Genomic DNA, 26,334 nt, shown 5'->3' on the forward strand with positions numbered 1-26,334 from the left:
GGCTTTTTTGTTTATTTTTTATAATCATCAAAAAAAGTGTATATGATACATAGAAAAATCTAAAACAAGATAGAACCAATAATTAATTTCAATATAGTCAAATATAATATAATATTGACTATATAATTTATCTTTTTTAAAAAGGAGGGGAAATCAGAGAGTATGAAGAAAATCAGAAAAAAAACTGCTACGTCTTCAATAATTGGACTGACTTTAATCAGTAGTGCTTTAGTTATGACAACTGATTATGCTGAAGCTGTGGGTTTTGGTAATGGGAATGGGAGTGAAAATAATAGAATTATTCCAACTCTTGTAGACCAAAGAACTGATACAATAATCAAATACAAATTCAATCCGAACTACAATAGCGAACAAGGAGATTATTATAATCGTTTAGGAATTGAAATGAATCGTGAAGAGTATTGGCCAGAGAATAGTTCGTATCCTGGAGGATTTATATGGTATTCGATTGTACCACAAAAAAACCCAACATTAGCTCAAACAGATATGGGTCGAATGCTTGAAAATCGTCAAACGATAAGAGGTAATGGTGGAGACCACCTTCTTCCAGGAACGCTCAATCTAAAATATGGAGCAAGTAACCCTTGGACTGGCGATTATTATGGAAATAACTCTGGTACAAAAACCATTCAATATGGAACGTATAAAGGAAAAAAATACGAATGGCGTTTCATTGGTTACAACGCAGAAGGTACAGTAGTTAGTAATCCTTACTTCCCTGCTGATGCACAATCCAATGCTTTAGAAAGAGTTAGAACAAAAGCTGAAGCTGGTCAATATTGGTCTGGAAGAGATTGGGTATGGGAAGGATGGGAATTACCAAAAAGTATCAATACCTTTGGTTACGCTAACGATAGTTTAAATGCTCATTCAAAAAAAGTAAGATGGATAAAAGATATCTTCTTTAAAGACTATCCAGCATTTAAAGACCAAGGAAATGCAGAATATTGGGCAAATATTTTCCGCCCATTAACAAACCCTGAAGAAGAAACTGGTGTATGGCTTGGTTGGCATGAATCTGGAGGAATTAAATGGTATGTAACCTTGATTACTGCCCCACCTAAACAAAATAATTTGCGTTTAGTCAAATACCAAATTATTGATAGCAATGGTCGTGTAGTTGCTGAACAAACAAGAAATGGTACAAGTTATGATGCAATTCAGGCAAATGACCCTGTAATTCGCAACCCTTGGATTTATAAAGGGGAAACTTATACGATTAAAACTTGGGTAAAAAATATGCCCGATAAAGTTCAAAATGTCCAAACTAAAATGACATTAGACAACAATTTTGCCTACGATGATAAAATTGGGAGTGGAAATTGGGATTATAAATATGTAGATACTGCTGATTCTCCGAATGAGAATAAATTGGATTCTGGTGATACTGCTGTTTATACTTCTACTTACAAAGTACCTGAAAGTGGAAAACCACAAGAGTATATTGAATTCCATGCTACCGTTCCAGAAAAATTCTATGATATGGGATACAATATCAACACAGCAGATGATGATGCATCTATCATTCTTGAAATTGCCCCTGAAAACATAGGTGTAGAATTTGAAGGTTATTATGACCTTGATAGAAACGCTGTTGATTATGTAATGCCTAACAATGAAATGTGGGTAAAATACAAAGTTACAAAAACAGCAGGAACGAAACCTGTTGATGGTGCGGATTTAAAAATCCAATTAACTGACACCAAAACCGTTACTACGAACAGAACCTACGAAATGGAAGGTGCTTATGATAGCAAAGGAAGACCTATAGCTGACGGTGTATTGAAGAAACAAGGAGATTATGCTTTCTTTTGGGCTTCCATTACACCAAGACAACCTAAACTATGTACCCAAGGTAGTATCCTTTCAAAATGGGCTAAACAAGGGCTAAATAATGACCCTTCTGATGACGTGGCAAAACCTGACTGTTTAGTAAACCCTGACAACATTGTTGTAAGTAACTTTGTAGCAAAACCTGAAACTGTTTGGATGGCTAAAAATCAAAACAAAAAATCAGTTCAATATACAGTAAGTTACAATCTTTCAAACTTCAACTACGACAAGAAGGATAAACAAATCCCTGTTATTTACACAATTGACGGAAAATTAATTTCTGGTGCAAATGAGGTGATTTCAGTAGATGCAATGGGTACAACAAAAGTATCTGCCATTCTTCCTGCTGTAAACGTAGGTGAAGGAGAGCATATTATCCAAGTAGAGGCGAACCCTAAACCAAGAAAATATGTTGAGTTAAAAAGAAACCCTCTTGGACAAGAAACTGACCCTTATACAGATAATATTGGTTGGGATAAAGTGAATGTAGAAAAAAATCGTCAAGATGATTTCTATTGTGTAGTTGCAGATAAATCTAACAACTGGAACACAAGATTCACAATAACAGATTCATATGGTTGGTCTTGGACACACTGTACAGATGACGGTTGCCATACACATAGAGAAACTGACTATTATTACTCTTATCCAACCGTTAGCTTCTATGAAAGACAAGAAATCAAAAACATTTTCTTCAGAAGTAAATTCACTACTGATAAACAAGGTGGATGGGTTGACTTGTTGAACACCAAAGGAACAATCAAAGCTGGTTATGGATTTGAATTGAAAGTTGTCTCAACTTACAATACAAACACCTACAATGATACTCCGAAATGGTGGAATGATGGTTGGCATCATGGCTGGTATGCAAGAAGCGTATCTCCTAAATATACTGCTGTTGATTCATCAGCAAGATTGAAGATTACTATGCCATTTACAGATGACATGGGTAAACCAATTGCTATCGTTCTTAACGGAAATCAAACTGGTCACTGGTCTAATACGACAACTACGTATCAGTTAGAGCCAAGAACCGTTATCAGCAAACCTGAAAGAAAAGTGTATATTAACGAAAACACAAAAGATGGTAACTACAATGTAAGAATTGAAACTGAACCATTCTATGGTTCTTATGACAAGCCTTACACAAGGGAAATGTTGTGTGACGTTAAAAATGTAACAATTGAGGTTAAAGGTTCATATTTAGATGACGTTAAAACTCACGTTGTTCAATAATAAAAGAGAGAAGGTTTGAGGGTACTCCCCTCCCTTCTCTTTTTTATTTAAAATTCTTAGTCTTTATATAGTAGTTATGAATAACTCATAATTTACTCATAACTAATATGAATTATTAATTCCCCTCCCCTACCCTTTCAACTTCCGTTATATAAAAGTAATAAAATGTTCATACTTCTTACTTAATTCTTTACCCCTCTCCAATGGTAAATTAAAATCTATCCTTAAATTTGTTTATCATAATCTGGACACGAAATATATAACCAGTAAGTTTACAAATATCCTGCCCCTCTATGTCTATCTCATGATTTACAGCCTACCAATAGGCTCTTTTTTACCTCGCTATGGACTATCATGTAGAGCAACATCAAGTTCAACCTATCGGGAGCTTATTTAATACGTCTATATAGCATATCTCATGTAGAGCGATATTTTTTATATGCTATAAAGAGGATAAAAAATAGAGCAACCTATTAATTTTCATATAGGGCAAGATACAGAAGTAGTCTATTAATAGGATATAAGTTAAGTCCAACTATGAATTATCATGTAGGGCAATATACATCACTAACTATTAATAGGTTGTCAGTTATATCTATATATGACCTCTCGTGTAGGGCAACTTCAATATACTGCCTATCAATAGCTTATGATTGAGCTAAAAGTTAATACTGTTTAAAAATAAACTCGAATAAAAGTTCTTTTCAATCATCCCATTTGAAGCTATCATAGAGGTATATAAGAGGTTGAAAGAGGGTGAAAAGATAAAATGGAAGTTGAATTTATTACATTAGGAGATGCTTCGGAACGATTAAAAGTGCCACCACCAACTTTACGCAACTGGACAGACCAATTAGAAGAATTTGATGTTCATTATGTAAAAAGAAACAATCGTAATGAGAGGATGTATTACGATATTGATATGCAAATCTTTGAATTTGTTAGAGATTTAAAGCAAGAATATGGTAGAAAAACTACTATGAAAGACATATCTAAGCTGTTAAAAACAGACGACAGATTTGTATTACGTAGCCAAGAAGATGCTCCATCACCAGTCCAAGAACCGAGTAATAAAACTGCTGATTTAATGAATGCTGTAGACGCTGAACGTCTTATGGAAAATCAACGTGTAAGAGGTATGGTAGGTGTAATTGTAGGTGAAGCGATTAAACAAATGGGACAAGAAGTATTGGAAGCTATCCATACTCAATGGGATAAGGATAGGGAAGAATTAAAAGAAACATTACGTAAAGAAGTGATACAAGAAATTGCTATTGGGAAAGAAAATATGCTTCAAGAATTACATACGTTGAGAGAAGAACAAAAAAATTGGAACGAAGATGGAACACAAAAAATCCTTTCGGAACTCACTACGTTTAAAGAGGAACAAAAACAACGTGATGAAGAAGAAAGAAAGAAACACGAAGAAGAAAAAGAAAAAATTGCAAGAAGAGATGCTGAATTAATGAAATCATTAAAAGAAGCAACGGATAAACAAAAAGAAAATATGAAACCAAAAAGCATTTTTGCTAAGTTATTTGGAAACAAATGATGAATTGATAGGCTTTATATAGCTCAAATATGACCTCAATGAGAGGCACATTTCATATACAAGAACAAAAGCTCTGCATGACTGCAGGGCTTTTTTTATTGCTTCTTATCACCTAAAAAAATAACTCACGCTTCATTGAGCTTGTATTGACTATAAACGAAATTTAATAGTTTGTATAATATAGTCATATCCCATAGTTGAGAAATCATTTCCCATATTGAGAAAGGAGGAGAAAGATTGAGTCAAGCCATCTATCCATTATCACAATGGAGTTTCAACCAAGAAGTATCCCATGTTTTTGATAATCACGTCAGACAATCTGTGCCACTTTATGACTCCATGCAACAAGTCATAACACAGCTATCAGACTTTTTCGTGCAACCAAATACCGTTATTTATGACCTTGGATGTGCTACTGGTGAAACCATTTTCCATATCAATCAGCGACATAAAGAGAAAAAAGCTACATTCATTGGCATTGACGATTCTGAATCGATGTTACAAAAGGCAATAGAAAAGAACCATGACCACGAACACATTCATTTTGTTCATCAATCCATTGAAAATTACACATTTGAACAAAAAAGCAATTTGATTCTTTCGGTATTGACGATTCAATTCATTCCTATTGAAAAAAGAGAAATGGTGATTCGCAACATCTATAACGCCTTAAACAAAGGTGGTGCTTTTCTATTTGTAGAGAAGTGCTATGCTGAACAATCCAAAATACAGGATATATTTACACAGCTTTACCATGATGAAAAAGAAATACATGGATTAACACCACAAGAGATTCGTGAAAAGGATAAATCATTGCGTGGCGTTCTAAATTCAATGACTGCAGTTGAAAACAATCAATTATTACAATCATCTGGCTTCTCGACTGTAGAAGTGTTTTTCAAGTATTTGAACTTCACAGGTTTTTTAGCCATCAAATAGTCTTTGACCTTAGATTTTTCATATTTAATCGCATACTGGCGATTGATTAAGAGTTGTTCATACTTTTTAAGTAAGTTTTTACGACAAATACAAATAATGGAGTATTTATTTAGAAAGGTTTTGGCATTTCGTATGAGTTTTTTTACGAATAGTTCATACCTTATTCATATTTATTTTAGATATTTTTTTGGGACTATATAGGTTTATGTTTTCCAGAAGTTGCGAGTCCCAATTCACCCTACAGATATAAGGGATTTTATAAGAAAAGGAGGAAAAAATAACAAATGAAAAAACAGGACTTATCTGAATATAGATGGGGGATGATAGAACTTCCTTTAAACGGAGTAACCATGACGGATTTATTCAGTGGTGCAGGAGTGGGAGCGTCTGGATTTAAGTTAGCTGGATATGATATTCAATTTGCTATAGATAATCAAAAGTATGCAGTGAATACGTACAATCAAAACATCGGAAATCATGCGATATTAGGGGATATACGAAAGTTAAAGAGTGAAGAAATACCTGATTCTGATGTGATTTCGGGGGGATTTCCTTGTACTCCATTCAGTGTAGCAGGAAAGGGTGAGGGAACGAATGATAAAGAGAAGGGAGACCTTGGGTATCATTTCTATCGAATCATTAAAGAAAAACAACCTAAAGCCTTTTTCATGGAAAATGTAGCAGGGCTTTTAACAAAGAATCATAAGGCATTCTTTGATGAACTCATGAAATTATTTGAAGAAGCTGGATATAACGTATCATGGAAGCTAATCAATACGTGGGAACATGGCGTTCCGCAACTACGCAAAAGGGTATTTGCTATTGGAATACGTAAGGATTTAAATAAAACATTTGTCTTTCCAGAACCGCTTCCAGAAGAACAACGAACCACAATAAGACAGGCAATTGGGGATTTACCAGACCCTAATGGAATGAATAATCATAAGGGATATGGTATCCGTAATGATGAAGCTCCTTTCGTTGATAAAGTGCCTCCTGGTGGGAATTGGAGAGATATTCCCGAAGAAGACCAGAAAAAATTCTTGGGAAAAGCCTATTATTCAGGTGGTGGAAGGACTGGATTCTTGAGAAAAGTAAAATTTGATAATCCAGCATGGACTTTAACCTCTTGTATGAATGGAAAAAACAATGCTCAAATCGTAGATAATCGTGATAAATATGGTTTGTATGACATCAAGAATCAAGAGGAGTATTACAAAGGGGATTATTCTCCACGATACAAAAGTCGTAATCGTCAAAAACAATGGGATGAACCTTCCTTTACGATTGTTAGTCAAGCAAGACAGTTGCCACTTTATCCTGAACCAGCAAACTATGATATTCGTGAAATGGATAAATACGAAGTAGCACCACCAAGACGATTTACTGTTCGTGAGTGCTTACGTCTTCAAACTGTACCTGACTGGTTCTATTTTGGAGAAGATGTTTCATTGGCTCACCAATATGAGCGTTGCAGTGGGATTCCTTCTCTTATCGCTTATCAATTCGGAATTGAACTTGCTCGATTATTAAAAGAAACAGAAGCTAAATAAAATAAAAGAGTTCTGTTTTAAACCGTATTGAGAGAGGAGCGTAAGAGAATGAAACAGCTATTAATGAGAGAGGTTCGAGAAATACCCAAAACCAAATCCGTCATTTCCTTATTTAGTGGATATGGTGGAAATACCATTGGTTATAATTTGGCAGGGTTTGATGTGAAGGTTGCAGTAGACTTTCATAAAGAAGTACGAAAAGTGTATGAATATAATCATAAGAATACCATATTTGTTCATAAGGACATTAAACATGTAAAAGGAGAGGAATTGCTGAATCTAATTGGATATGAAAAAGAAGAAATTGATATTTTAGATGCCTCGCCACCTTCTAATCTTTTCTCCAAAAGTCGAAAACTTTCCTTTGACCAACGTACTGATAGCCTTATTTTAGAAATTGCTCGATTGATAGAAGAAATCATGCCAAAAGTATTTGTCATTAGTAACGAAAAAAAACTGACTACTGGTAAATCACGATTATTTCTAAATGAAATGATAGAACTCTTAAAGGAGTTAGGATACAAAGTCGATTTTGAATTGCTTAATGCCCGATATTATGGCGTAGCACAAGATAAAGAAACCCTGTTTATCATTGGTGTCCGAAATGACCTAAAAGTAAAACCAGTTTTTCCCGAAGCGATTGGAAAGACGGTTACAACAAGAGATGTGTTAGAAGATTTACTTCATATTCCAATGGACTTTAAAACAAATCCTTCCAGAGAAGAATACATTATGAAGTATTTCCGACCTGGTTGTACGGAAGAAGATATTGAAGATATTATGGAAGCACATGAATTAAAGGTACAAGGAGCGAATTACAAGCGTGACCGTTGGGAAGAACCATTCTATGCCTTGAAAAAGAACTTCACACGACCTATTCACCCTGAAATGGATAGAGTGCTTAGTATGTGGGAGGCAATGCGTATTCAGAGTTTCCCTGATGATTTTATTCTTTCCAGTAATCCTTCTTTGAATTGGCAAAAGATATGCAGTTCCATTTCGCCTAACATTATTAAGCATATAGCGACAACTATCAATAAAGAAATATTAGAAAGACTAAGTTAATTAGTCTTTCTTTTTTTGTAAAAAATAATTTCTTTTTTTCTTTTCATTTCATTGACAATAGGCAACGAACTCGATATAATAGCTTATATATTATGAGAAATACGGAAACAAAGAGAAAGGATATGACAACATGAAACATTACGGACACTTAACAGAACAAGAACGTAATCAAATTTTTTATATTCAGCCTACTGAATTTAATAAAAATACACCAAAAGATGAATTAGCCAATGCGTTAGGAGCAACGATGTACACACCAGCAACAAAGGGAGACATTGCAGAATCCTTGATTAATCGCAAATATCCTGCTCTTACAACCAATGTGCTTTGCTTAGAAGATTCCATTGGGGATGAAGAAGTAGAAGAAGCAGAGAAAAATCTATTTCACCAATTAGACTTGTTAAATCAAGCAGTAGAGGAAGGGAACGTAAACGAAAACGACCTTCCGCTTCTTTTTGTTCGAGTTAGAACACCCGAACAATTAATTAAACTCTTGGAACAAGGTGAGAAATTTAAATTGGTGACTGGATTCAATCTGCCAAAGTTCTCTTCTCAAAATGGAGAAGCGTTCCTAAAAGCTATTATGAAAGCTAACAAGAAATATAACGAATCATGGTATGCTATGCCGATTTTGGAGACACCTGAAATTATCTATATTGAATATCGAATGGTAGAACTAATCAAAATCAAAGGTATCATTGATAATTTCCAAGAAATCATCCTAAATATTCGTTTAGGTGGTACGGACTTTTCAAGTCTTTACGGAATCAGACGTGGTATCGACTTTACGATTTACAACATTCACGTTATTAGCAACGCAATGTCAGACATTGTAAATCTATTTGGAAGAGCAAGTCAAAACTATACCATTTCAGGTGTAGTGTGGGAATACTTCCCTGATAAAAACCGCATGTTGAAACCTCAACTTCGATTCACTCCTTTCTATAAACAAAAAGGCGTTGAAGGATTGAAACAACGTGAGGACATTATTTGCAAAGAAATTGATGGATTGGTAAAAGAAATCATTTTAGATAAAGCGAATAATTTTGTTGGAAAAACAGTTATCCATCCTTCTCATATTACCTACGTAAACGGTCTTCAAGTTGTAACGTATGAAGAATATATGGATGCAATGGCTATCTTGAACAATCAAGGAAAAGGCGTTGTAAAGGGTGAAGGTGGAAACAAAATGAATGAAATCAAGCCTCACCACAATTGGGCGATGAAAGTCATTAACAAATCTAAAATTTATGGGGTGCTAAATAAAGATGCAGAATACGTTCAACTCTTTTAATATATTAAATCAAGTTCAATTAGACATAGAAACCATTGCGAATCCGTTTCAGTTTGAAATGGAAGACTTGTTTGTAATGGGAGCAAGAGTAAATCCTAAACGGAGCTTTCTATTCGTTAGTAAGCTCTTAGGGAAACACTTGGAAGTACATCCTGACATTCCGAAACTATCAGGTCATTTGCTATCAAATCTATTTGCTAAAAAATATGGAAATCAATATTTCTCTAATATTCATAGTTTAGTAGAAGCAGTAAAAACAGGAAATATGACAGAAAAAGTAAAAGGGGAGTTAAATAAGACGCACTCTCTTTCAGAAAAGGTTCTATTCTTAGGCTTTGCAGAAACAGCAACAGGAATTGGACATGCAGTATTTTCAGCATTTGATAATGCTCATTATGTTCACACAACAAGAGAAGAGTTTTCTGACAAAAAATCAGTGTTTGATTTCCAAGAAGAACATTCTCATGCTACTGACCATTTATGTTATTTGTTGGATACAGAGGTCTTAGAAGAGGTTTCTCATATTGTCCTGATTGATGACGAAATTACCACTGGAAATACGTGTTTAAATCTTATCCGTTCTCTAAATGAGTTGTACCCAAATAAACGATATACGATTATGTCTTTATTGGATTGGAGAACAGAACAGCAAGAACAAAACTATGAAACATTCAAACAAGAACTGAATTTAGAAATTGACGTTCTTTCTCTATTGCGAGGAAGTGTAGAACTAAAGAATAATACAGTATTTGAAAAACAAGCATTGGAAGAATCAGAAATTGATATCGAAGACGTTAAGGGATACCGATTGATTGTACACCCAATGAAAGACAGAGTAGCGGTTCAAAGAGGTTTGATTGAAAGAGATAGTTTACTCTTAACAACTGGTCGATTTGGCGTTACTTCTGAACAAGCGAAAGTGATTGAAAAAGAAGCGAAAAAAATAGGTGGATACCTTCAGCAACTACGAAAGGGTAATAAAACCCTTTCTATCGGAAATGGGGAGTTTATGTATGTTCCTTCACGTATCTCTGCTTATATGGGCGAAGGAGTAGCTTATAAATCCTCTACAAGAAGTCCTATCTATGTAGCACAAGAAGAAGGGTATCCAGTTCATGACCGTATTGAGTACGAACTAAAAAATGGAGTGGTAAATTACCTTTACAATCTAAAGGATAGCGGTTTTGATGAAGTATTCTTCTTTGTTGAAAACAATATGAACCAAGATACAGTTGAATCTATTTATAAAAATATCCGTTCAAAAGGAATCGAACACATTACCTTTGTAATGGTTTAAGGGGGAAATTAAAGTGAATCAAGCATTTTTAGATAAAGTAAAACATCTACAAGAACCAAATATGCCAAGTAGTTATGAAGAGCATGATTGTATCTTTGTTATGAAAAACGTAAGTGATAAAGTATCAGAAATGAATACAGAGGAAAAGGAAGCGAATATTTCTAAAGGCGTACATTACTCTGAAATGCTTCCAAAAGAGTATTATCCAAGCAAGGAATACTTGAATCTATTCTACAAGTCATTGTCTGCTTCTGCTCTTTCGATTGCTCAACACGTAGCGAATGTGGCAGAGCTTATTGTGAAAGAAAAAGGAAAAGATGTCATTTTGGTTTCATTAGCAAGGGCTGGTACACCAATTGGCGTTTTGATTAAAAAATACATTCAATTTAAATATGGTATTTTTGCTCCTCATTACAGCATTTCCATTATTCGTGGAAAAGGATTTGATGAAAATGCAGTAGCGTATATCGTGAATAAGCACCAATCTGCGAACCTTCAATTCATTGATGGTTGGACAGGAAAAGGAGCTATCAATAATGTTTTGAAAGAAGCAGTATTAGACTTCAAAGAGAAGTATGATGTGGAACTGGATGGGGAATTGGCGGTTTTGGCTGACCCTTCACAAGCGACTTCCATTTATGGAACAAGAGAAGACTTCTTAATTCCTTCTGCTTGTCTAAACTCAACGGTTAGCGGATTGGTAAGTAGAACTTTCCATCGTGACGATGTTATTGGAGAACACGATTATCATGGAGCTAAATATTATGAAGAATGGGAAAAAGTTGATGTGTCGTTCTTCTTTATCCATGAAGTATCACGCTATTTCCGATATCTCCAAACAGTAGATTTGGAAAAAGGTGAAGTGGTCAATTCAGGAATGAAGGAAGTATTGTCCATTCAAGAAAAGTTCGGAATCAAAGATATTAACAAAATCAAACCAGGTGTTGGAGAAACAACAAGAGTTCTTCTTCGTAGAGTACCTTGGAAGATTCTTGTGGATGACCTAAATAACCCTCACTTAGAGCATATTCTTATGTTAGCCAAAGACCGTAATGTTTCAGTCGAAGTCTTTAAAGATATGAATTACTCTTGCATGGGATTGATAAAGGAGTAATGAATATGAGAGAAACAAAAGAGACACCAGTATTCTTTTCCGACTTAGACCGAACTTTGATTTTTTCAAAGAAGTTCCAAAAAGAAGGAATCGACAGTCTGTTGGTTGAGGAGAAAGATGGAAAGCCTATTTCTTATATGACAAGAGAGGGTTTCTCTATCCTTCAAGAACTTAAAAAGAATGAAAGTATTTTTATCCCTGTAAGCACAAGAACGTGGGAAACCATGACAAGAGTGGGATTCATTAAAGATTCCCTTCCAGAATGGATGATTTGTGATAATGGAGCACATATCTATCACAACGGAGAAAGACTAAAAGAGTGGGAAGACCATATCAACAAGAAACGTCAAGAACACACCTTAACTGCCTCTCAATTGGAACAAACGATACGTTATATGTTTGAAGATAAAGGATTAAAAGACATCATTAATCGTGAAGACATTTACTTGATGGTCAAATTTGAAGAAATGACAGGTGAGGTTCGACAATCATTAGAGGTATTAAATCTTTCTTTACGGAAGAAAGGATACCGAATGGATATCAACTCACGAAAAGCCTACTTACTTCCAGACTATGTACGAAAAGAAGATGCGGTAGAGTTTCTAATCAAACAGCAAGGTTGGGATTTTACAATTAGTGCAGGAGATTCTTATATGGACTTAGAGATGTTACGCAAAACAACTCATGGGTTTGCACCAAGGCACAAAAGTTTCACAGAAGACTTTATGCACGTCACTCACCAAAAGGGAATGTTGGCTGGTGAGGAATTATTAAATGCTGTACAGCACCTCTGTCGATACGTAAGGTAGTATGAACTGTTCATACTTCTTCATGAATAAATAATAGAAATTTAAGAATAAGGGTAAAAGGAAGAATTAAGTTTCACAATCGAACAAAAAGGTATGAATAAATCATACTTATTGGGAATCACATTCACTTTTACTCTTATTTTTTTATAAAATCTTCAGATATATGTAGGGTGAAATATCAAATCTTATGAAGATAAAAGATATGTAATAAGAACATGAAGATAGAATAGAATAAGAGTTTTGTAAAATAAAATTGACATCATAACGAATTCGTTATATAATAAAAGATATACAAATCCAACAAAAAAACGAATAAGACATGGAGGCTTTTGAAATGACATACTCTATGAATTTGAATACAGGAGAGAGAAGACATGAATCAAGAGCCAAAGGAAACCCTGTATAGGGATGCAGATATTTTAGATTTAGTCCTGACAACAAAGGAAGCATCTGAAAAGTATGATGTAGCAGATTGCACATTTCGTACTTGGATTAAAGATGGTTTGTTTCGTCAAAAGGATATAAAAAAGAGCGGTAATACGTGGTTAATTAAAAGAGAAGCAATTGAAGAGCTTCTACGAAACAAAAACATGTTCGGAAAAACATTTACTGTCGATGGAGAAAAGGTTCGTGTAGAACATTTGGGATACAAAGGAAACACCATTCAAATTTGGTATGAAAATGACCATGTGAAGCAAATTCTTGAAAACCTACCGAATAAGGAACTTGTTCCGCAAATGTTTGAAGTTTTCAAAGAAGAAAGCAAGATGAATTACAAAATTGTGATTATAGATAACAACCTTGAGGAAAGCGATAATTGGTTTTTTAGAAAAGAAAAGGTTTGGGCGTTGACGTTGAAGGGTGTACTGGAAACAATTCGTCAATCTATGGAAATGAAGCAGTTTGACACTTCTCAATTTGATTCTTATTTGAAGGAGTTAAACCTTTCGATTTAAAAAGAAAGTAGGTGAAATATCCAATATGAAATTTCTATATTTTGGAGACAAGCATTATCGTGTCACTGCTCCCGAAAACCGATTAGACGATTTTCGAGAAACGATGAAACGAAAAACGATGGAGATTATTGAATTAGGGAAAAAACACAAAGTAAGTGCATTTCTGCAACCAGGAGATTTTTTTGATACGCCAAATCCTCCTCTTGATTATGTAGCAGAAGTAATGGAAATGTGGTCAGGGATTGATATATTTGATATTTTATCGAAACTAACCTCTGGTGAACCTTATGACCAAGAAGAAGTTTTAAAATCCTTGAAAAACTACACACCTTTAATTGGTGTCGCAGGAAATCATGAATTGTTCGGAAACAATCTAAAAACACTTCCAAAAACCACAATCGGTTTCATTAATAAAATCGGGTTGATGAAGTTTGCAACAAAGGAGAACCCTTTCTACTTCTTCACCGAAGACGGATTAAAAATTGCGGTAACTGGAACACATTATCATTTAGATATTGATAGCCCTGAATACATCAGTGATTATGTTGTCGAAGAGAAATTAGGAGATTTCCATATTCATATGGTGCATGGATACTTAACAGATAAATCAAAAGGTGAGTTATTCCGTCACACACTTGTTGACCAAATCAAGCATACGAAAGCAGACTTGACCATTACAGGGCATGACCATATCGGATTCCCGATTACAGAGGTAGATGGGAAATACTTTGTAAATCCTGGTGCGATTCCACGCTTATCGAATGACTTGAAGGAAATCAACCGAAAGGTGAAAGTTTTACTGATTGATATTACGAAAGAACATGGACTGCAACTAAAAGAAATTCCGTTGAAATCAGCAGTAGATGGAAACATGGTCTTAAACCGAACAAAAATAGTAGAACGAAAGAAAAAAGAAGCTCGATTAGAAGAGTTTAAGAAAGCAGTTCGTGAAGCAGGGGTTAAAAAAGCAACGGATATTAATGAAATCATTCGTGATTTGGCTGATAATCGTAAGTTACCTGTTTCTATTAAGGACAAAGTAGTTCAACGTGTAAGTGAAAAAATGGCTACTATGAAAGCTGTTGATGATGGGGTTGTAAAAGAAGCCTATGTAACAAAAATCATTTTGGAAAACTTCCAATCTCACGAATTTACAGAACTTGATTTTTCAGACGGATTTAACGTCTTTGTAGGAGAAAGTAAACAAGGGAAAACGAGTGTTCTACGAGCCTTTGATTGGATTTACGAAAATAAACCAGCAGGAAAACGAATTATCCGTATTGGAGCGGATTATGCAAGAGTAACCATTTATTTGTCCAACGGTTATATTATTTCCCGATATATTGAAGCTAAACGTGGTGGAAAGAATGGGTATGAAGTTACTGACCCTAATACTGGTGAAGTGGAATTTAACAATACAAAAATTCTTCCTGAAATTCAGAAATTGTTAGGCTTTACACAGCTTAATATTGATAAAGACTTGCAATTCAATCTTAACTTCCTAAAACAAGGTACAGGTTGGTTCATGATTGGAGACCAATACTCTTCCCCACAAAAGGCAAAAATGATTGGTGGAATTTACGGTACTCAATATGCTGATGCGGTAATTCGGGACATTGATTCTGAAAACAAGCGAAGCAATGAAAAAATCAAAACAGCTAATGAAGTGTTAGCAAAAACAGATAGTCGCTTAAAAGAATTTGATTATCTTCCTGACTTGAAAAAATCTATTGATTTTATTGAAAAAATGGTCAAAGAAATCGAAGAATTGAAAGTGAAGAAAGAAAAGATTGAAACGCTCTTAACCAAACGTGAGAAATTAGTTGAGAACATTTCAGAAAACGATAAGGCTTTAGAAGCCTTGAAAGACTTAGATAAGGTCTACTACTTGCTTTCCCAAACGAAAGAACAGGAAACAAAACGAAACCGTTTGGAAGAGCTATTGGACAAGCACAAAAAGACTTCTTTTAGTTTGAAACACTTGTATCACTCATTAGATTCTTTGAAACATCTTGACCAAGCAAAAGACCAACTTCGTTTGACACATGAATCTATTAATAAAAGAAATGCGATTGAAAAGGTAGTATTCAAACGTGAAGAGATAATAAAGCAAATTCAACAGGAACAAAACATTATCTCTAAAACAGAAGAAGTGACAAAGGCTAAACGATTAGTGGATAACCTCAACAAAGGGTTTGATAAACGTAATGCGATTGAACAATCCATTCTGAAACGTGAAAACATTTTAAAATCCATTGATACTCAAAACCAATTATTAAAACGAACAGAGCAAATGGATAAAGCATCTTCTCTTTTACATGAGATTCATGAAAAGGTCAATGTAAAGAAAGAAATGACCTTAAAAGTAAAACGTGCAGAAGAACTGGAAGTTAAGCGTGATAAAAACAACAAGTCACTAAGAGCCATTCGTTTGACTTTGGAAAAGACAGAAAATGTGGATACGCTAAAAGCTCAATTTGAAACATTAAAAGAAGTTCTCACAAGAAAAGAACAGATTGAAAAAGTTCTTTCTTCAAGGGACAAGATGGTTCAAAGTATCCAAAATGAAGATAAAGCTATCAAAGAATCAAACAATAAAATCCTAAAAGACATTCAGTTATATCAAGAAGCCTTAGAAAGAGCAGGGAAATGTCCTGTTTGCTTCGGAACAGTAGATAAAGCTACGATTAACCGAATTGTTCAAGAATACGTAAAAGACGAATAAAAGGAGCGAATAAAACAATGAGTAAAGAAGCAATTATGAATGAACTTCAATATGCAGAGAAAGCAATTAAGGCATCGGAGGATTTGCGTCAACGTGCTTTAACTTCTAAAGGTATCTATGAGCAACAATTGAAAGAAACGGATGAAGAGCTAAAGAACTTAGGGACAACCGCTGAAGAAGGTAGAAAAGAAATTGAACAGATTGATGCGAAAATCGAAGAAAATTTAGCTTCCATCAAAGACATGATTCCTTTCGACCTATTGAAAGAATATAAGCTACTCTAATCCTATACAAGACCTCTATATAGGGGTCTTTGTATCTATCTAATGTAAAACGTACTATCTCTGAAAGGGAGGACATGTAGATGAAACAATCTAAAGTATATATTCAAAAACATCGATATTGGGACTTTAACGGAGATGGTCGTTTTCCTACAAATCGAATAAAAGGAAAAGATAAACAGGCATTGAAAAAGCAAAGAAGATTGAATGAGAAAAAGGAAGCCTCAATGGAAATTGAAATAGGCTTAGAGTTATTATCCTAACAAGATTAGAAAGGGGTGGAAGAAACGTGCATGTATCAACTATCAAAGATACCCTTGAAATGATGAAGCAAAAATATAGTCAAGATATCGGGATTGTTCAAAAACTGGAAGAAGATAAAAAGAGTAAGGAAGAAGAGATTGAGCAATTAATTAAGGACAAAGAGGAAATTGAAATCCAAAAGATATTGCTTCAAGATGCTTCGGTGGAGGCACGTAAAAGTGCGAAAGACCTCTTACAAAGCGTTTCTACTAATGCTCTTCAATTTATCATTGGAGAATATATGTCTTTGGATATTAAATTAGATGAAAAGGGTAATTCACCAGTAGCAGACTTTATCGTAAAGTCCAAATACGAAGATTATACGGTAGAAGCTGACCCTGCAGAAGAAGAAGGTGGCGGTGTTGCTGACGTTGTATCGTTCTCCTCCTTTATTGCCATGTTGCAACTAACAGGGAATAACAATGTTGCCCCATTATTTTTAGATGAACCGTCTAAATATGTATCAAAAGGACATTCTGAAAATGTAGCAAAATTCCTTTATGAAGTAAGTGGCGATACTGGAAGACAAGTATTTATGGTTACACATGATGAATACTTAGCAAAAATGGGGGATACAGCCTACCACTTTAAAATTAATGATGGTAGAACAGTTGTTACCAAAGTATAGAAAACAAAGGGCATAGAGCAATCTATGTCTTTTTTATTGAAATAGTAAGAATCAAGTTTGAAAAAGTGATGAACAAAAAACGGTGTGAAAAGTAAGAAGAAAATTTGAATGTTGTATAAAACCAAAGTCTATTTGTAAAAAATAATTGACTAAATAAAAATAGTGTCATATAATTGAAATAGTAAAAAAGGAGTGGATAAAGAATGACTAAATCCTACGTAGTAGGGAAAACAGATGAACGTGAAGTATTTGTGGCTTCCTTAGATAGAGCTTTTGTATTAAATGAATACTTAATTGTAGATGATAATGAGCACTCCTCTCCAGTTGGGGAAGTGATTGAGACGGTTGCCTATGAGAAAGTAACAGAACATACTTTTTCTCCCGAATCAGGCATTAAAGAAAGTTTAGATACATTGTTTGATTATCAAAAAAGTAACAATGTAAAAGTGTATATTGGTCGGTTAAAAATGCTTCAAGAACATCAAACACCGATTGCTCCTCATTCTGAACTAAAAATTCCAGAGTTCAAAGAAATTGGGAATCTTTTAGTCAATACATCCCCCAAAAAAGGGTTTAGTATTGGCGTGATTAATGGGACACAGACCCTTCATGAACACTTGCCAGAAGAAATTAAGAATGTAGCACCTTTATTTAATGCGAAGGCTAAAAAAGTCATTGACCAAAATGGTGTGCCTTTTTTATTAGATTACTTTTCTTTTAAAGAATATCCGCATATTGGATTATTTGGTGGTTCGGGTTCAGGAAAGACCTTTGGACTACGAGTAATATGTGAAGAAATTATGGAAAAAGGAATCCCTGGTATTTTATTTGACCCTCATTTTGAGTTAGATTTTTCAACAACTATGACAGGGTTAGAGGAAAAATATCGCTTCAATTATAGTAGCAAGTATGAACTGTTTGAAGTGGGAGAAGATGTAGGGATTAATTTTGCTGAGTTAAATTCGGGTGAATTGTTATCTCTTTTAGAATTTGTAGGTGAATTATCACAACCTATGAGGGGAGCAGTTGAAGCTCTTCATGAAAAACATGATAGCTTTACAACTCTAAGTGGTAGAATAAACAAATTGAAAAAAGCCTTTGAAAATATGGAAAAACCTGAACGTGAACGTGAAACTTTAGATGAAGATGTAGCTCTGCTTTATGTGAAGTTTAAAGACAGAGTAGCAGGGGCAACCACTCTTCAGGCGATTTCTTGGCGACTTGACCAATTAGAGAATACAGGGTTATTCAATCACGATGTATCTTCTGTTGAATCAGCCTTGATTAACAGAAAGTTAGCAGTTATTCGTGGAAGCCAAACACACTTGCGAATGATTGCTTCGTATTTAATTGGGAAAATGTATCGCAAAAGAAGATTGTATAAAGATTGGCAACAAATGAACAACAATAAACGTGCTAATGGAAAACAGCCTACTCCATTCCCACCATTTTTTGTGGCAATGGATGAAGCTCATAACTTTGCCCCAAATGGCAATTCTTCTAATCCAACGAAACGGATATTACGTGAAATCGCACAAGAGGCACGTAAATATGGAGTATTTGAAATCTTTGGTACGCAACGACCAGCCTTGTTGGATACGACCATTACTGCACAATTAAACACTAAAATCATTTTCCGAACTGGAATCAAAGAGGACATGGAAATGATTGAAAAAGAAACGAATCTAAATGATGACCAAGTAAAAAGATTGCCTGAATTAACAAGCGGTAACGCCTTTGTTTCTTCTGCTACATTAAACAAGACCATGTATATTCGTTTCAGAACGACAAAGACAGAATCGCCACATGGTAAAAATCCATTCGATGAATTGGATGATTTCAATAACAGTGATAAGTTAAAAGGAATCTTAAAAGAATTACTTCCATTAAGTGATACGACTATTCAAAAGGTACACTCTCAAATTAATCAAAAAATGAGTAAAGCCATGTCTATAAAGGAGATTCAAGAAACTTTAGAGGAAATGGCTCAATATGGAGAAATAAAGAAAGAAAAATCGCCATTTGGAAGTCGATATACAGGATTGTAAAAAGAAGGGAGGGTTTAACCCCTCTCTTTTTTCATGGACTATTTTGGTCATGAATAAATTATAAGTGTAAAACAGTATAATTCATTATCATGTACTAAAGAGATGTCGAACAAGGTTAGACTTTCGTTTTTGGGAGGTTGTGCTAAAATAGTATAGACTATAGGCGATGAATAGTGTAAAATTATCTTTAGTCAATCATGATTTTTAAATTAAATTAGGAGGTGTCGTTTTTTGAACAACAAAAAGTACAAAACAACTATGGGAGCAATTGTTGGTCTTATGGTTCTATCTGGTGGCATATTTGCTTACGAGAATGTAATTGCTCCAAAACAAGAACAAGCAAACAAAGTGACAATTTATGTTGCAAAGCAAGACATTCAGGCACATACAGCTATTCAAGCAGATATGCTTATGCCACTTGAAATTGACAACACATCTGTCCTTTCAAGTTATGTTTCAGACCTAAATAGTGTGGTTGGCAAAGAACTGAAAGGTGGATTGCTTAAAGGAGAACCGCTCACTAAACAACGTCTTGAAGAAAAAGGGACAAGCAAAGTGGGTAATTTAACGCTTAAGATTACTCCTGATTCCGTTGGCGATATTAAGGTTAATGACAACGTAAAAGTATATGTTCAACTAACAGATGAAGAAACTGGTGAAGTCAGTGTCAAAGAATTGTTTGCGAACAAAAAGGTAATGAAAGAAACGGAAGCTGAAAGTGGTGCTCTCTTAGGTGGAGGAAAAGAAGAGAAGAATGGTACTTTCAATGTGGTTGCATCTGAAAAAGAAGCAAAAGACTACTTTGTAGCGAAAACAACTGGACAAATTCTTGTTGTTAAAATCAATGATTTAGATACAAATAAAATTGCTTCTGGCACTGAATCAAGTGATAAATTTGATGCGGATAGCGAAGAAGTAAAAAACGCTTCTAAACAAGATGATAGCGGAAGTGAAGGACAAGCTATTTCTACTTATACAGTGAAAAGTGGAGACACACTTGAATCTCTTGCTCTGAAATTTAAAACAAAGAAAGAAACAATTTCTGCTTTAAATAACGGAAAAGAAGAATTTGATGCAGGAGAAATGATTCAAGTTCCAGCAAACTAAAATATTGATGAAAAATAAAGGAGGCGTTGTTCTTAAATGGAAAACAAGGCGAAAATGATTACAGTTTATCCGATTGTAGCAGGAAACGGAGCGAAGTTTATAGGGACAAATATGGCACATTATTTGAAAGTGGCAAACCCAACAAAGAAAATTGCATTAGTTGATTTTAACTTAAAGCAACCATATTTAGCTCATGCTCTGACAAATCATGATGAAATTCATGGAATTGACAACTTGATTGACAAGATTGATGGAAACCTTTTAACGGATGAACTATTTGTTGAAAACATGGTTATGATGAAAAACAATGTAGAAGTCTTGAAAGGAACAAAATTAATTGGCAAACATAAAGTCTTTACAGAAAAACACATGAAAGCGATTGTCGAGCATTTAAAGAATGTTTACGACTATGTAATTGCAGTTGTATCACCAGAAGTTGATAACGCTGGTACAGTTTACGGTATCCACGAAGCAGATTCAGTAGTAATGGTTTCACGTAATAACGTGGCTAACGCTAAAAGTGCTTTTCGTGCATTAGGTATTGTAAATCAATACAAGAAAACAACAGATTCAGTAAAAATGGTTTATAATATGCACACTTCTGGCTCTTCTGACCTTACTAACTTTGTAAAAGATAGTGAATTAGAAGTAATTGGATTAGTTGAATATGACGACAGTGCAATTGATAATCTTGATTTAAATGGAAATCAATCTGTTAAATTCTTTAAACAAAAGAGCAAAAATCAAGAAGTGTTTACAAATATGGTAAAAAATCTGTAAGAAGGGAGGAAAATCACTATGTTAAACTTTAATCCAAATCCAATCGTAGTCAAAGATAAAGGGATTCCTTATCGTTTGATTGGACTGGCTTATGACGTAGAAGAAACGGACTTTGTGTTAGAAATCCATGATAGAAACAAAAAAGTCCTTCAACGACACGAAATGGATTTAAACACATTCGTTGTTATTGAAAAAAGCTACGGTGAAGTAGTTTTGGTCTATAAAGACTTACAAGGAAATGTCCTTGAAGAAAATGCGATTGATTTAAGTAAGGATGGAGAAGTTCTTCATGTAGAAAAGAAAAACAACGATATTGAGTTGACTCTTGAAAACATGGTAAAACAACAAATGGATTTCCCTTCTGGAACACCTACTGAAATTACAAACCATACGGAAATGCTGAAAAAAGCTACGATGGACAAAAACGCAAGATTATATGTTACATCAAAAATCCGTAACATCATTGTTTCTTCTAACCTTCTAAAACCTGAAGAAGTAGAGAGTTATGTATATAGTTTGTATTCTAACCTTTACGGAATGGGTATTATTCAAGAATTGGATGACGACATTGAAGTTGGGGAAATCATGGTTAATGCATCAGTATTCCCAAGATTCCAAAGTGATATTTACTATATCAAGGATGGGAAAAAGTACAAGTTCAACAAAGAATTTAGAAACTTAGACGAATTGAAAAGTGTATTTTCAAGAGCAGTGGAATTTAACAAAAAAGAATTAAACTCTGTGGAAAACGCAATTGTTGAAGCAACAAGAGCAAATAAAGACAGGGTAAACATTCTGATTCCAGAAGCGTCAGAGAACTACATTATGAATATTCGTAAATTCTCTAACTTCCTACCAAGTTTGGACATGATGCGTAAATCTGGAACAGTAGATAATCAGATTGACAAGCTCATGGATGTGTTGGTGAAAGGTAAATCCAACATTGGTATAGGTGGGGAAATGGGTACTGGTAAAACAACCTTTATCAACTTCCTATTAACTTATACAGAGCCTATTGAACGAAAAGTTGTTATTGCTTCTGTATCTGAAACAGATGTTCAGCGTGTTCTTAAAGGACATGACGTGGCTATCTTGAATGTAGACGAAGAAAAAGGCTTTACATTCGATAGACAAATTCGTGCTTCTCTTCGTACCACTGCTTCCAGGGTTATCATTCCAGAGTCTCGTGGTGGCGAATTTAAACAAGTGTATGAAGCAAACTTAAAAACAAAAGGAAATATGTTTACTGCTCACGCATTGGATGACGAATCATTCTTAGATATGTGTGTGGACATGTACTTATCTTCTGCGGAAAGTGCAAATGAAAGCAGTGAATATATCAAAAATAAACTATCAAAATCTATTGATATTATTATTATCATGAGAAAAGTAGGAGACAAAATCAGAATTAAGTCTATTTCTGAAATCCTTCTTGATGAAAAGCGGAACTTCGCAGGAATGAATGTCCTATACAAATGGGATTTTGACCCTGAAAATCCGTTAGAAGGTCGCTATGTAGCAACAGGAAATAAATTAAGTGAAGACTTAAAGAAAAGACTTAATGAAAATGGAGTGCCTATGTCCCAATTAAAAGACTTGTAACATTGACTATATACTATAATAGTATTATAGTTGACTATAAAAGAGGAGGTGGATATCATTCTTACACCAACATTTGCATTAAATGTTATTTTAGGAGTTCTATTCTTCATTTTAATTGTCTTTTTGATGGATGTGTACACAGACTACCAGAAAGAAAAGGAATTATATGGACTCGGAAATAAAAAGTTTCGGAAAGACATTATCCGTAACAACAAGTTTTTCAAAAAATATGATAACACCATAAAACGCTTTTTAAGTGAAAGAAATAAAGAGCGATACTCCGCTTTAGTCTTTTATGGGACTATGGCGGTAGCTCTTGCTATCTTCTTGTACTTTATCAGCATGAAACAAGTCCTTTTAGGTGTAATTGCTCCTATTTCATTGATTTGGGTTGCAAATAAAATCATGACAATGCTTCTTGTCGATGTGAATGAAAAAGTAGATGAACAATTGCCTTATGTAATTGACACGATTATCAAAGTGTTCTCTAAATATGGGGATTTAAAATCAGTTGTTTATGAAACTTCTCAATCTGTCGAAGAACCATTAAAGTCTAAGTTTGAACGATTAGCACGTAAAATGCTATCTGAAAACAATCAAGAAAAAGCATTCATGGAATTTGCAGACGAAATGGATAATATTTGGGTTTATTCTTTAGTGTTTATCCTATTAAGCTATAAAGAAGAAACCAAGAAAGAAGATGTTATCTTAAACCTTCGTCATTTATCTACTATCATTGAAAAAGAGAACTCTTTAAAAAATGCTGGTATTACAGATAAAAAGTATGGTGTTGTTCTAAACTATGCCATTGCTATCATTGCGTTTGTCGGTGGATTTGCCAATATCGTATTCAACCCAATTGGGAAAGAATTTTTCTTTGGTAGCATGACAGGGATTTTCTGCTTTGTAGTTGGTATGGCTTCTATCGTAGGAACGATAATGATTAACATTAAACTATCGTCTAAGAAAGGGAGGAAATAAAACATGAGTACATTAGTTTATATCTTTCTCTTTGTTGCCCTTGTCTTAGCTGTTGGTCTCCTCAACTCATTTAGAGTGGAGACCAAAAAAGTTAAGATTGATACACCATTTCAATCAAAATGGTCAAACAAGCTATATAAGTATTCATACTATATGCCTTTTGTTTGGTTTATTGATGAAAAAGAAGAGCATCCAAAAACAAAAGATTTGAAAAACAAATTAGCACAAGCAAACCTTACACACTTGTTTAATGTCAGAAGTTTCACTGCGTTAAAAGTGGGCGTAATGATGTCAAGTATTGTTTTATTCATTTTCATTTTAGTTATTATGAGTAATGGAGACTGGTTTGCGAAAGTTTTATTTAACGTAGATTCTGCAGGTTTAGTTTCACAAGGACAGCAGTCTTCTAATGCAAATGCAAAAATAATGGCTTTTATCATTCTTTTATGTATGGCATTAGTTCCTGACTTCTATTTGAAACGTAGAGCAGAGGCTTATAAACATTTGCATTTAAAGGATATTCCAGTTGTGCAGTTATTTATTATTCTAATGCTACGTTCTAAAAAACCGATTAGCGAAGTGTTATTCGCACTATCAAAAATCAATACTCGCTATAAAGGAATTTTCGATATTGGATACCGTATGTATATCCGTAATAAAGAAGATGGATTGAATTACATTAAAGATAGTTTTGGAGAAACAAGTTTCAAAGAAACAATTAATGTATTAAAGGAAATGGGAGAGTATTCAAGAGAAGACTCTATCACTTTGTTAGAGAACAATATGCAACAAATCATTGAAAAGAACAACGCTGTGAAGCGTAGAGGAGACCTTTCAAGATTGGTGTATTCTCAAAGTACCATCGCAATTCCTTTTATTGCTATCATTCTCTTATGTTTTGTACCTTTAGCAGTATTCGGTATCGAAATCTTTACAAGAGCAGGAATGGGATTCTAAGAATCCCTTTTTTTGTAGATAGAAACGCATATAATAAAGATGAAATGGGTGCGGAATATATCGAAAAGGGGTTGATATTTTTGAATCAGTTGATGAATTTTTTAAGAAAACGGAATGATGGTTATGTCTCTATCGAAGTGGTGATTATTGGTGGACTTGTTGTAGGAGCTGGTGCTTTTGCAATTCAAGGTCTGCATGTGGCAGGGACAGAACAAGTAGAAACTTCAGTAAGTACCGTTGAAGACAGATTTAACAGCATTGAATTGTTAAATGGTCGTTCAGGAAAATAAGAAATAGAAGAAATGGAAGAGAGAAATCTCTTCTTTTTTTTTGTTTTTAAAAGGTATTTTTAAAAAATGGAATAGAAAAATAACAGGAAAATAAGTAGGAGAAAAAGATAAATATCTATATAACTATGAAACAGGGGTCAAACACATATTAGGTTGAATATAGGAATAATAAAGGTTTAAAAGTCTATCATTATAACAGAAGTATTAAATAAACCAAACTTATACACGAAAAACAAATCCCTTTATGATAATGAAACTATTAAACAAGTCAAAGCACATAAAACGGAATGTTGAAAAATGAAGTGTATATGATAATAAAAACAAAATACTCACCAAAAAACATTCAATATCTCTTAAAAAATAAAATGGCAGAGAGTAAATGAAAGAATATGTCGGATTACTATTTCTATAATAAAGTATCTACATTATTCTTTAAAAAATCTTGACCAGTTTATGATAAAGCAACTATAAAACGTCTAAGAGTTATAGAAAAAGATAAGGTAGAGTAAATTATAAAATCAATAAAGTATAAAAATTTGAGGAGGTAAAATAACATGCAAAAAGTAATGAACACATTAAGAAAAAATTCAGGGTATGTATCTATCGAAACAGTAATCGTGGCTGGTTTAATCATTGGATTGGGTGCTTTCGCTATCACTTCATTCCAAGAGGCTTCTAACGGTGTACGTGACACTGCTATTGACCAAGTAAAAGCAGTTCAAACAAACTACGAAAACTTACCACAAGCTACTGAGTAATAACGTAGAATAGAATTTTCTACTTGCAGTTTATCTATAATAAAAATATTTCATCATTATATTAAGGAGGAAAATAATCATGCAAAAAACAATCAATGCTTTACGTAAAAGTTCTGGATATGTGTCTATTGAAACAGTTATCGTTGCTGGTTTGATTATTGGATTAGGTGCTTTCGCTATCACTTCATTCCAAGGAGCTTCCAAT

At 34.1% G+C, this 26,334-nt stretch carries 22 protein-coding genes; all 22 read left to right on the forward strand.

Annotation, left to right across the window (positions count from 1 at the left end):
- Positions 1–162 precede the first annotated feature (162 nt).
- The 22 genes from CVD28_RS04765 to CVD28_RS04870 all read left to right on the forward strand — a co-directional run bounded on the left by CVD28_RS04765 (position 163) and on the right by CVD28_RS04870 (position 26,129).
- The gene (locus CVD28_RS04765; RefSeq protein WP_101591206.1) at positions 163–3,090 is read left to right on the forward strand and encodes a hypothetical protein; all 2,928 of its coding nucleotides are present in this window, start codon (positions 163–165) and stop codon (positions 3,088–3,090) included.
- 769 nt (positions 3,091–3,859) lie between these two features.
- Complete coding sequence (locus CVD28_RS04770) at positions 3,860–4,642, forward strand: MerR family transcriptional regulator (RefSeq protein ID WP_101591207.1); 783 nt, start codon at positions 3,860–3,862, stop codon at positions 4,640–4,642.
- 237 nt (positions 4,643–4,879) lie between these two features.
- Positions 4,880–5,581, forward strand: coding sequence for a methyltransferase domain-containing protein (locus CVD28_RS04775; RefSeq protein ID WP_257985753.1), 702 nt, complete (start codon positions 4,880–4,882; stop codon positions 5,579–5,581).
- A gap of 284 nt (positions 5,582–5,865) precedes the next feature.
- Positions 5,866–7,134, forward strand: coding sequence for a DNA cytosine methyltransferase (locus tag CVD28_RS04780; protein WP_101591208.1), 1,269 nt, complete (start codon positions 5,866–5,868; stop codon positions 7,132–7,134).
- A 48-nt stretch (positions 7,135–7,182) separates the two neighbouring features.
- A complete protein-coding gene (locus CVD28_RS04785; RefSeq protein ID WP_101591209.1) occupies positions 7,183–8,199 on the forward strand; it encodes a DNA cytosine methyltransferase in 1,017 nt (338 codons plus the stop codon).
- A gap of 130 nt (positions 8,200–8,329) precedes the next feature.
- Complete coding sequence (locus CVD28_RS04790) at positions 8,330–9,493, forward strand: HpcH/HpaI aldolase/citrate lyase family protein (RefSeq protein ID WP_101591210.1); 1,164 nt, start codon at positions 8,330–8,332, stop codon at positions 9,491–9,493.
- The gene (locus CVD28_RS04795) at positions 9,468–10,790 is read left to right on the forward strand and encodes a phosphoribosyltransferase family protein (RefSeq protein WP_101591211.1); all 1,323 of its coding nucleotides are present in this window, start codon (positions 9,468–9,470) and stop codon (positions 10,788–10,790) included. The genes CVD28_RS04790 and CVD28_RS04795 overlap by 26 nt, the downstream gene beginning before the upstream one ends.
- A gap of 13 nt (positions 10,791–10,803) precedes the next feature.
- Positions 10,804–11,904: a cysteine protease StiP family protein gene (locus CVD28_RS04800; protein ID WP_257985754.1), complete on the forward strand. Its 1,101-nt coding sequence runs from the start codon at positions 10,804–10,806 to the stop codon at positions 11,902–11,904.
- Positions 11,905–11,909: 5 nt separating this feature from the next.
- Entirely contained in the window at positions 11,910–12,713 is an 804-nt protein-coding gene (locus tag CVD28_RS04805; RefSeq protein ID WP_180953938.1) for an HAD family hydrolase, read from the forward strand.
- A gap of 374 nt (positions 12,714–13,087) precedes the next feature.
- Positions 13,088–13,669: a helix-turn-helix domain-containing protein gene (locus CVD28_RS04810; protein WP_101591213.1), complete on the forward strand. Its 582-nt coding sequence runs from the start codon at positions 13,088–13,090 to the stop codon at positions 13,667–13,669.
- A gap of 25 nt (positions 13,670–13,694) precedes the next feature.
- Positions 13,695–16,394 carry a metallophosphoesterase gene (locus tag CVD28_RS04815; RefSeq protein WP_101591214.1) on the forward strand — a complete coding sequence of 900 codons (2,700 nt, stop codon included), beginning with the start codon at positions 13,695–13,697 and terminating at the stop codon, positions 16,392–16,394.
- A gap of 17 nt (positions 16,395–16,411) precedes the next feature.
- A complete protein-coding gene (locus tag CVD28_RS04820; RefSeq protein ID WP_101591215.1) occupies positions 16,412–16,678 on the forward strand; it encodes a hypothetical protein in 267 nt (88 codons plus the stop codon).
- A gap of 80 nt (positions 16,679–16,758) precedes the next feature.
- Complete coding sequence (locus CVD28_RS04825) at positions 16,759–16,938, forward strand: hypothetical protein (RefSeq protein ID WP_101591216.1); 180 nt, start codon at positions 16,759–16,761, stop codon at positions 16,936–16,938.
- Positions 16,939–16,964: 26 nt separating this feature from the next.
- Entirely contained in the window at positions 16,965–17,606 is a 642-nt protein-coding gene (locus CVD28_RS04830) for a hypothetical protein (protein ID WP_257985755.1), read from the forward strand.
- Positions 17,607–17,809: 203 nt separating this feature from the next.
- Positions 17,810–19,654 carry an ATP-binding protein gene (locus CVD28_RS04835; protein ID WP_101591217.1) on the forward strand — a complete coding sequence of 615 codons (1,845 nt, stop codon included), beginning with the start codon at positions 17,810–17,812 and terminating at the stop codon, positions 19,652–19,654.
- A gap of 231 nt (positions 19,655–19,885) precedes the next feature.
- Complete coding sequence (locus tag CVD28_RS04840) at positions 19,886–20,761, forward strand: LysM peptidoglycan-binding domain-containing protein (protein ID WP_101591218.1); 876 nt, start codon at positions 19,886–19,888, stop codon at positions 20,759–20,761.
- 36 nt (positions 20,762–20,797) lie between these two features.
- On the forward strand, positions 20,798–21,541 hold the full coding sequence (locus CVD28_RS04845) for a cobyrinic acid a,c-diamide synthase (RefSeq protein ID WP_101591219.1): 744 nt from the start codon (positions 20,798–20,800) through the stop codon (positions 21,539–21,541).
- Between the two features lie 18 nt (positions 21,542–21,559).
- The gene (locus tag CVD28_RS04850) at positions 21,560–23,143 is read left to right on the forward strand and encodes an ATPase, T2SS/T4P/T4SS family (protein ID WP_101591220.1); all 1,584 of its coding nucleotides are present in this window, start codon (positions 21,560–21,562) and stop codon (positions 23,141–23,143) included.
- Positions 23,144–23,191: 48 nt separating this feature from the next.
- Entirely contained in the window at positions 23,192–24,124 is a 933-nt protein-coding gene (locus CVD28_RS04855; RefSeq protein ID WP_101591221.1) for a pilus assembly protein TadB, read from the forward strand.
- A gap of 3 nt (positions 24,125–24,127) precedes the next feature.
- Positions 24,128–25,081 carry a hypothetical protein gene (locus CVD28_RS04860; RefSeq protein ID WP_101591222.1) on the forward strand — a complete coding sequence of 318 codons (954 nt, stop codon included), beginning with the start codon at positions 24,128–24,130 and terminating at the stop codon, positions 25,079–25,081.
- Between the two features lie 80 nt (positions 25,082–25,161).
- Positions 25,162–25,371, forward strand: a complete 210-nt coding sequence (locus tag CVD28_RS04865; RefSeq protein WP_101591223.1) for a hypothetical protein — start codon at positions 25,162–25,164, stop codon at positions 25,369–25,371.
- A gap of 554 nt (positions 25,372–25,925) precedes the next feature.
- Complete coding sequence (locus CVD28_RS04870; protein WP_101591224.1) at positions 25,926–26,129, forward strand: hypothetical protein; 204 nt, start codon at positions 25,926–25,928, stop codon at positions 26,127–26,129.
- Positions 26,130–26,334: the final 205 nt, after the last annotated feature.

The organism is Bacillus sp. M6-12 (assembly GCF_002860285.1).
Lineage (GTDB): Bacteria > Bacillota > Bacilli > Bacillales > DSM-1321 > Peribacillus.

Coding starts and splice junctions, on each gene's coding strand:
- CVD28_RS04765 (WP_101591206.1), top strand. CDS start 163: ATGAAGAAAATCAGAAAAAAAACTGCTACGTCTTCAATAATTGGACTG.
- CVD28_RS04770 (WP_101591207.1), top strand. CDS start 3,860: ATGGAAGTTGAATTTATTACATTAGGAGATGCTTCGGAACGATTAAAA.
- CVD28_RS04780 (WP_101591208.1), top strand. CDS start 5,866: ATGAAAAAACAGGACTTATCTGAATATAGATGGGGGATGATAGAACTT.
- CVD28_RS04785 (WP_101591209.1), top strand. CDS start 7,183: ATGAAACAGCTATTAATGAGAGAGGTTCGAGAAATACCCAAAACCAAA.
- CVD28_RS04790 (WP_101591210.1), top strand. CDS start 8,330: ATGAAACATTACGGACACTTAACAGAACAAGAACGTAATCAAATTTTT.
- CVD28_RS04795 (WP_101591211.1), top strand. CDS start 9,468: ATGCAGAATACGTTCAACTCTTTTAATATATTAAATCAAGTTCAATTA.
- CVD28_RS04805 (WP_180953938.1), top strand. CDS start 11,910: ATGAGAGAAACAAAAGAGACACCAGTATTCTTTTCCGACTTAGACCGA.
- CVD28_RS04810 (WP_101591213.1), top strand. CDS start 13,088: ATGAATCAAGAGCCAAAGGAAACCCTGTATAGGGATGCAGATATTTTA.
- CVD28_RS04815 (WP_101591214.1), top strand. CDS start 13,695: ATGAAATTTCTATATTTTGGAGACAAGCATTATCGTGTCACTGCTCCC.
- CVD28_RS04820 (WP_101591215.1), top strand. CDS start 16,412: ATGAGTAAAGAAGCAATTATGAATGAACTTCAATATGCAGAGAAAGCA.
- CVD28_RS04825 (WP_101591216.1), top strand. CDS start 16,759: ATGAAACAATCTAAAGTATATATTCAAAAACATCGATATTGGGACTTT.
- CVD28_RS04835 (WP_101591217.1), top strand. CDS start 17,810: ATGACTAAATCCTACGTAGTAGGGAAAACAGATGAACGTGAAGTATTT.
- CVD28_RS04845 (WP_101591219.1), top strand. CDS start 20,798: ATGGAAAACAAGGCGAAAATGATTACAGTTTATCCGATTGTAGCAGGA.
- CVD28_RS04850 (WP_101591220.1), top strand. CDS start 21,560: ATGTTAAACTTTAATCCAAATCCAATCGTAGTCAAAGATAAAGGGATT.
- CVD28_RS04860 (WP_101591222.1), top strand. CDS start 24,128: ATGAGTACATTAGTTTATATCTTTCTCTTTGTTGCCCTTGTCTTAGCT.
- CVD28_RS04870 (WP_101591224.1), top strand. CDS start 25,926: ATGCAAAAAGTAATGAACACATTAAGAAAAAATTCAGGGTATGTATCT.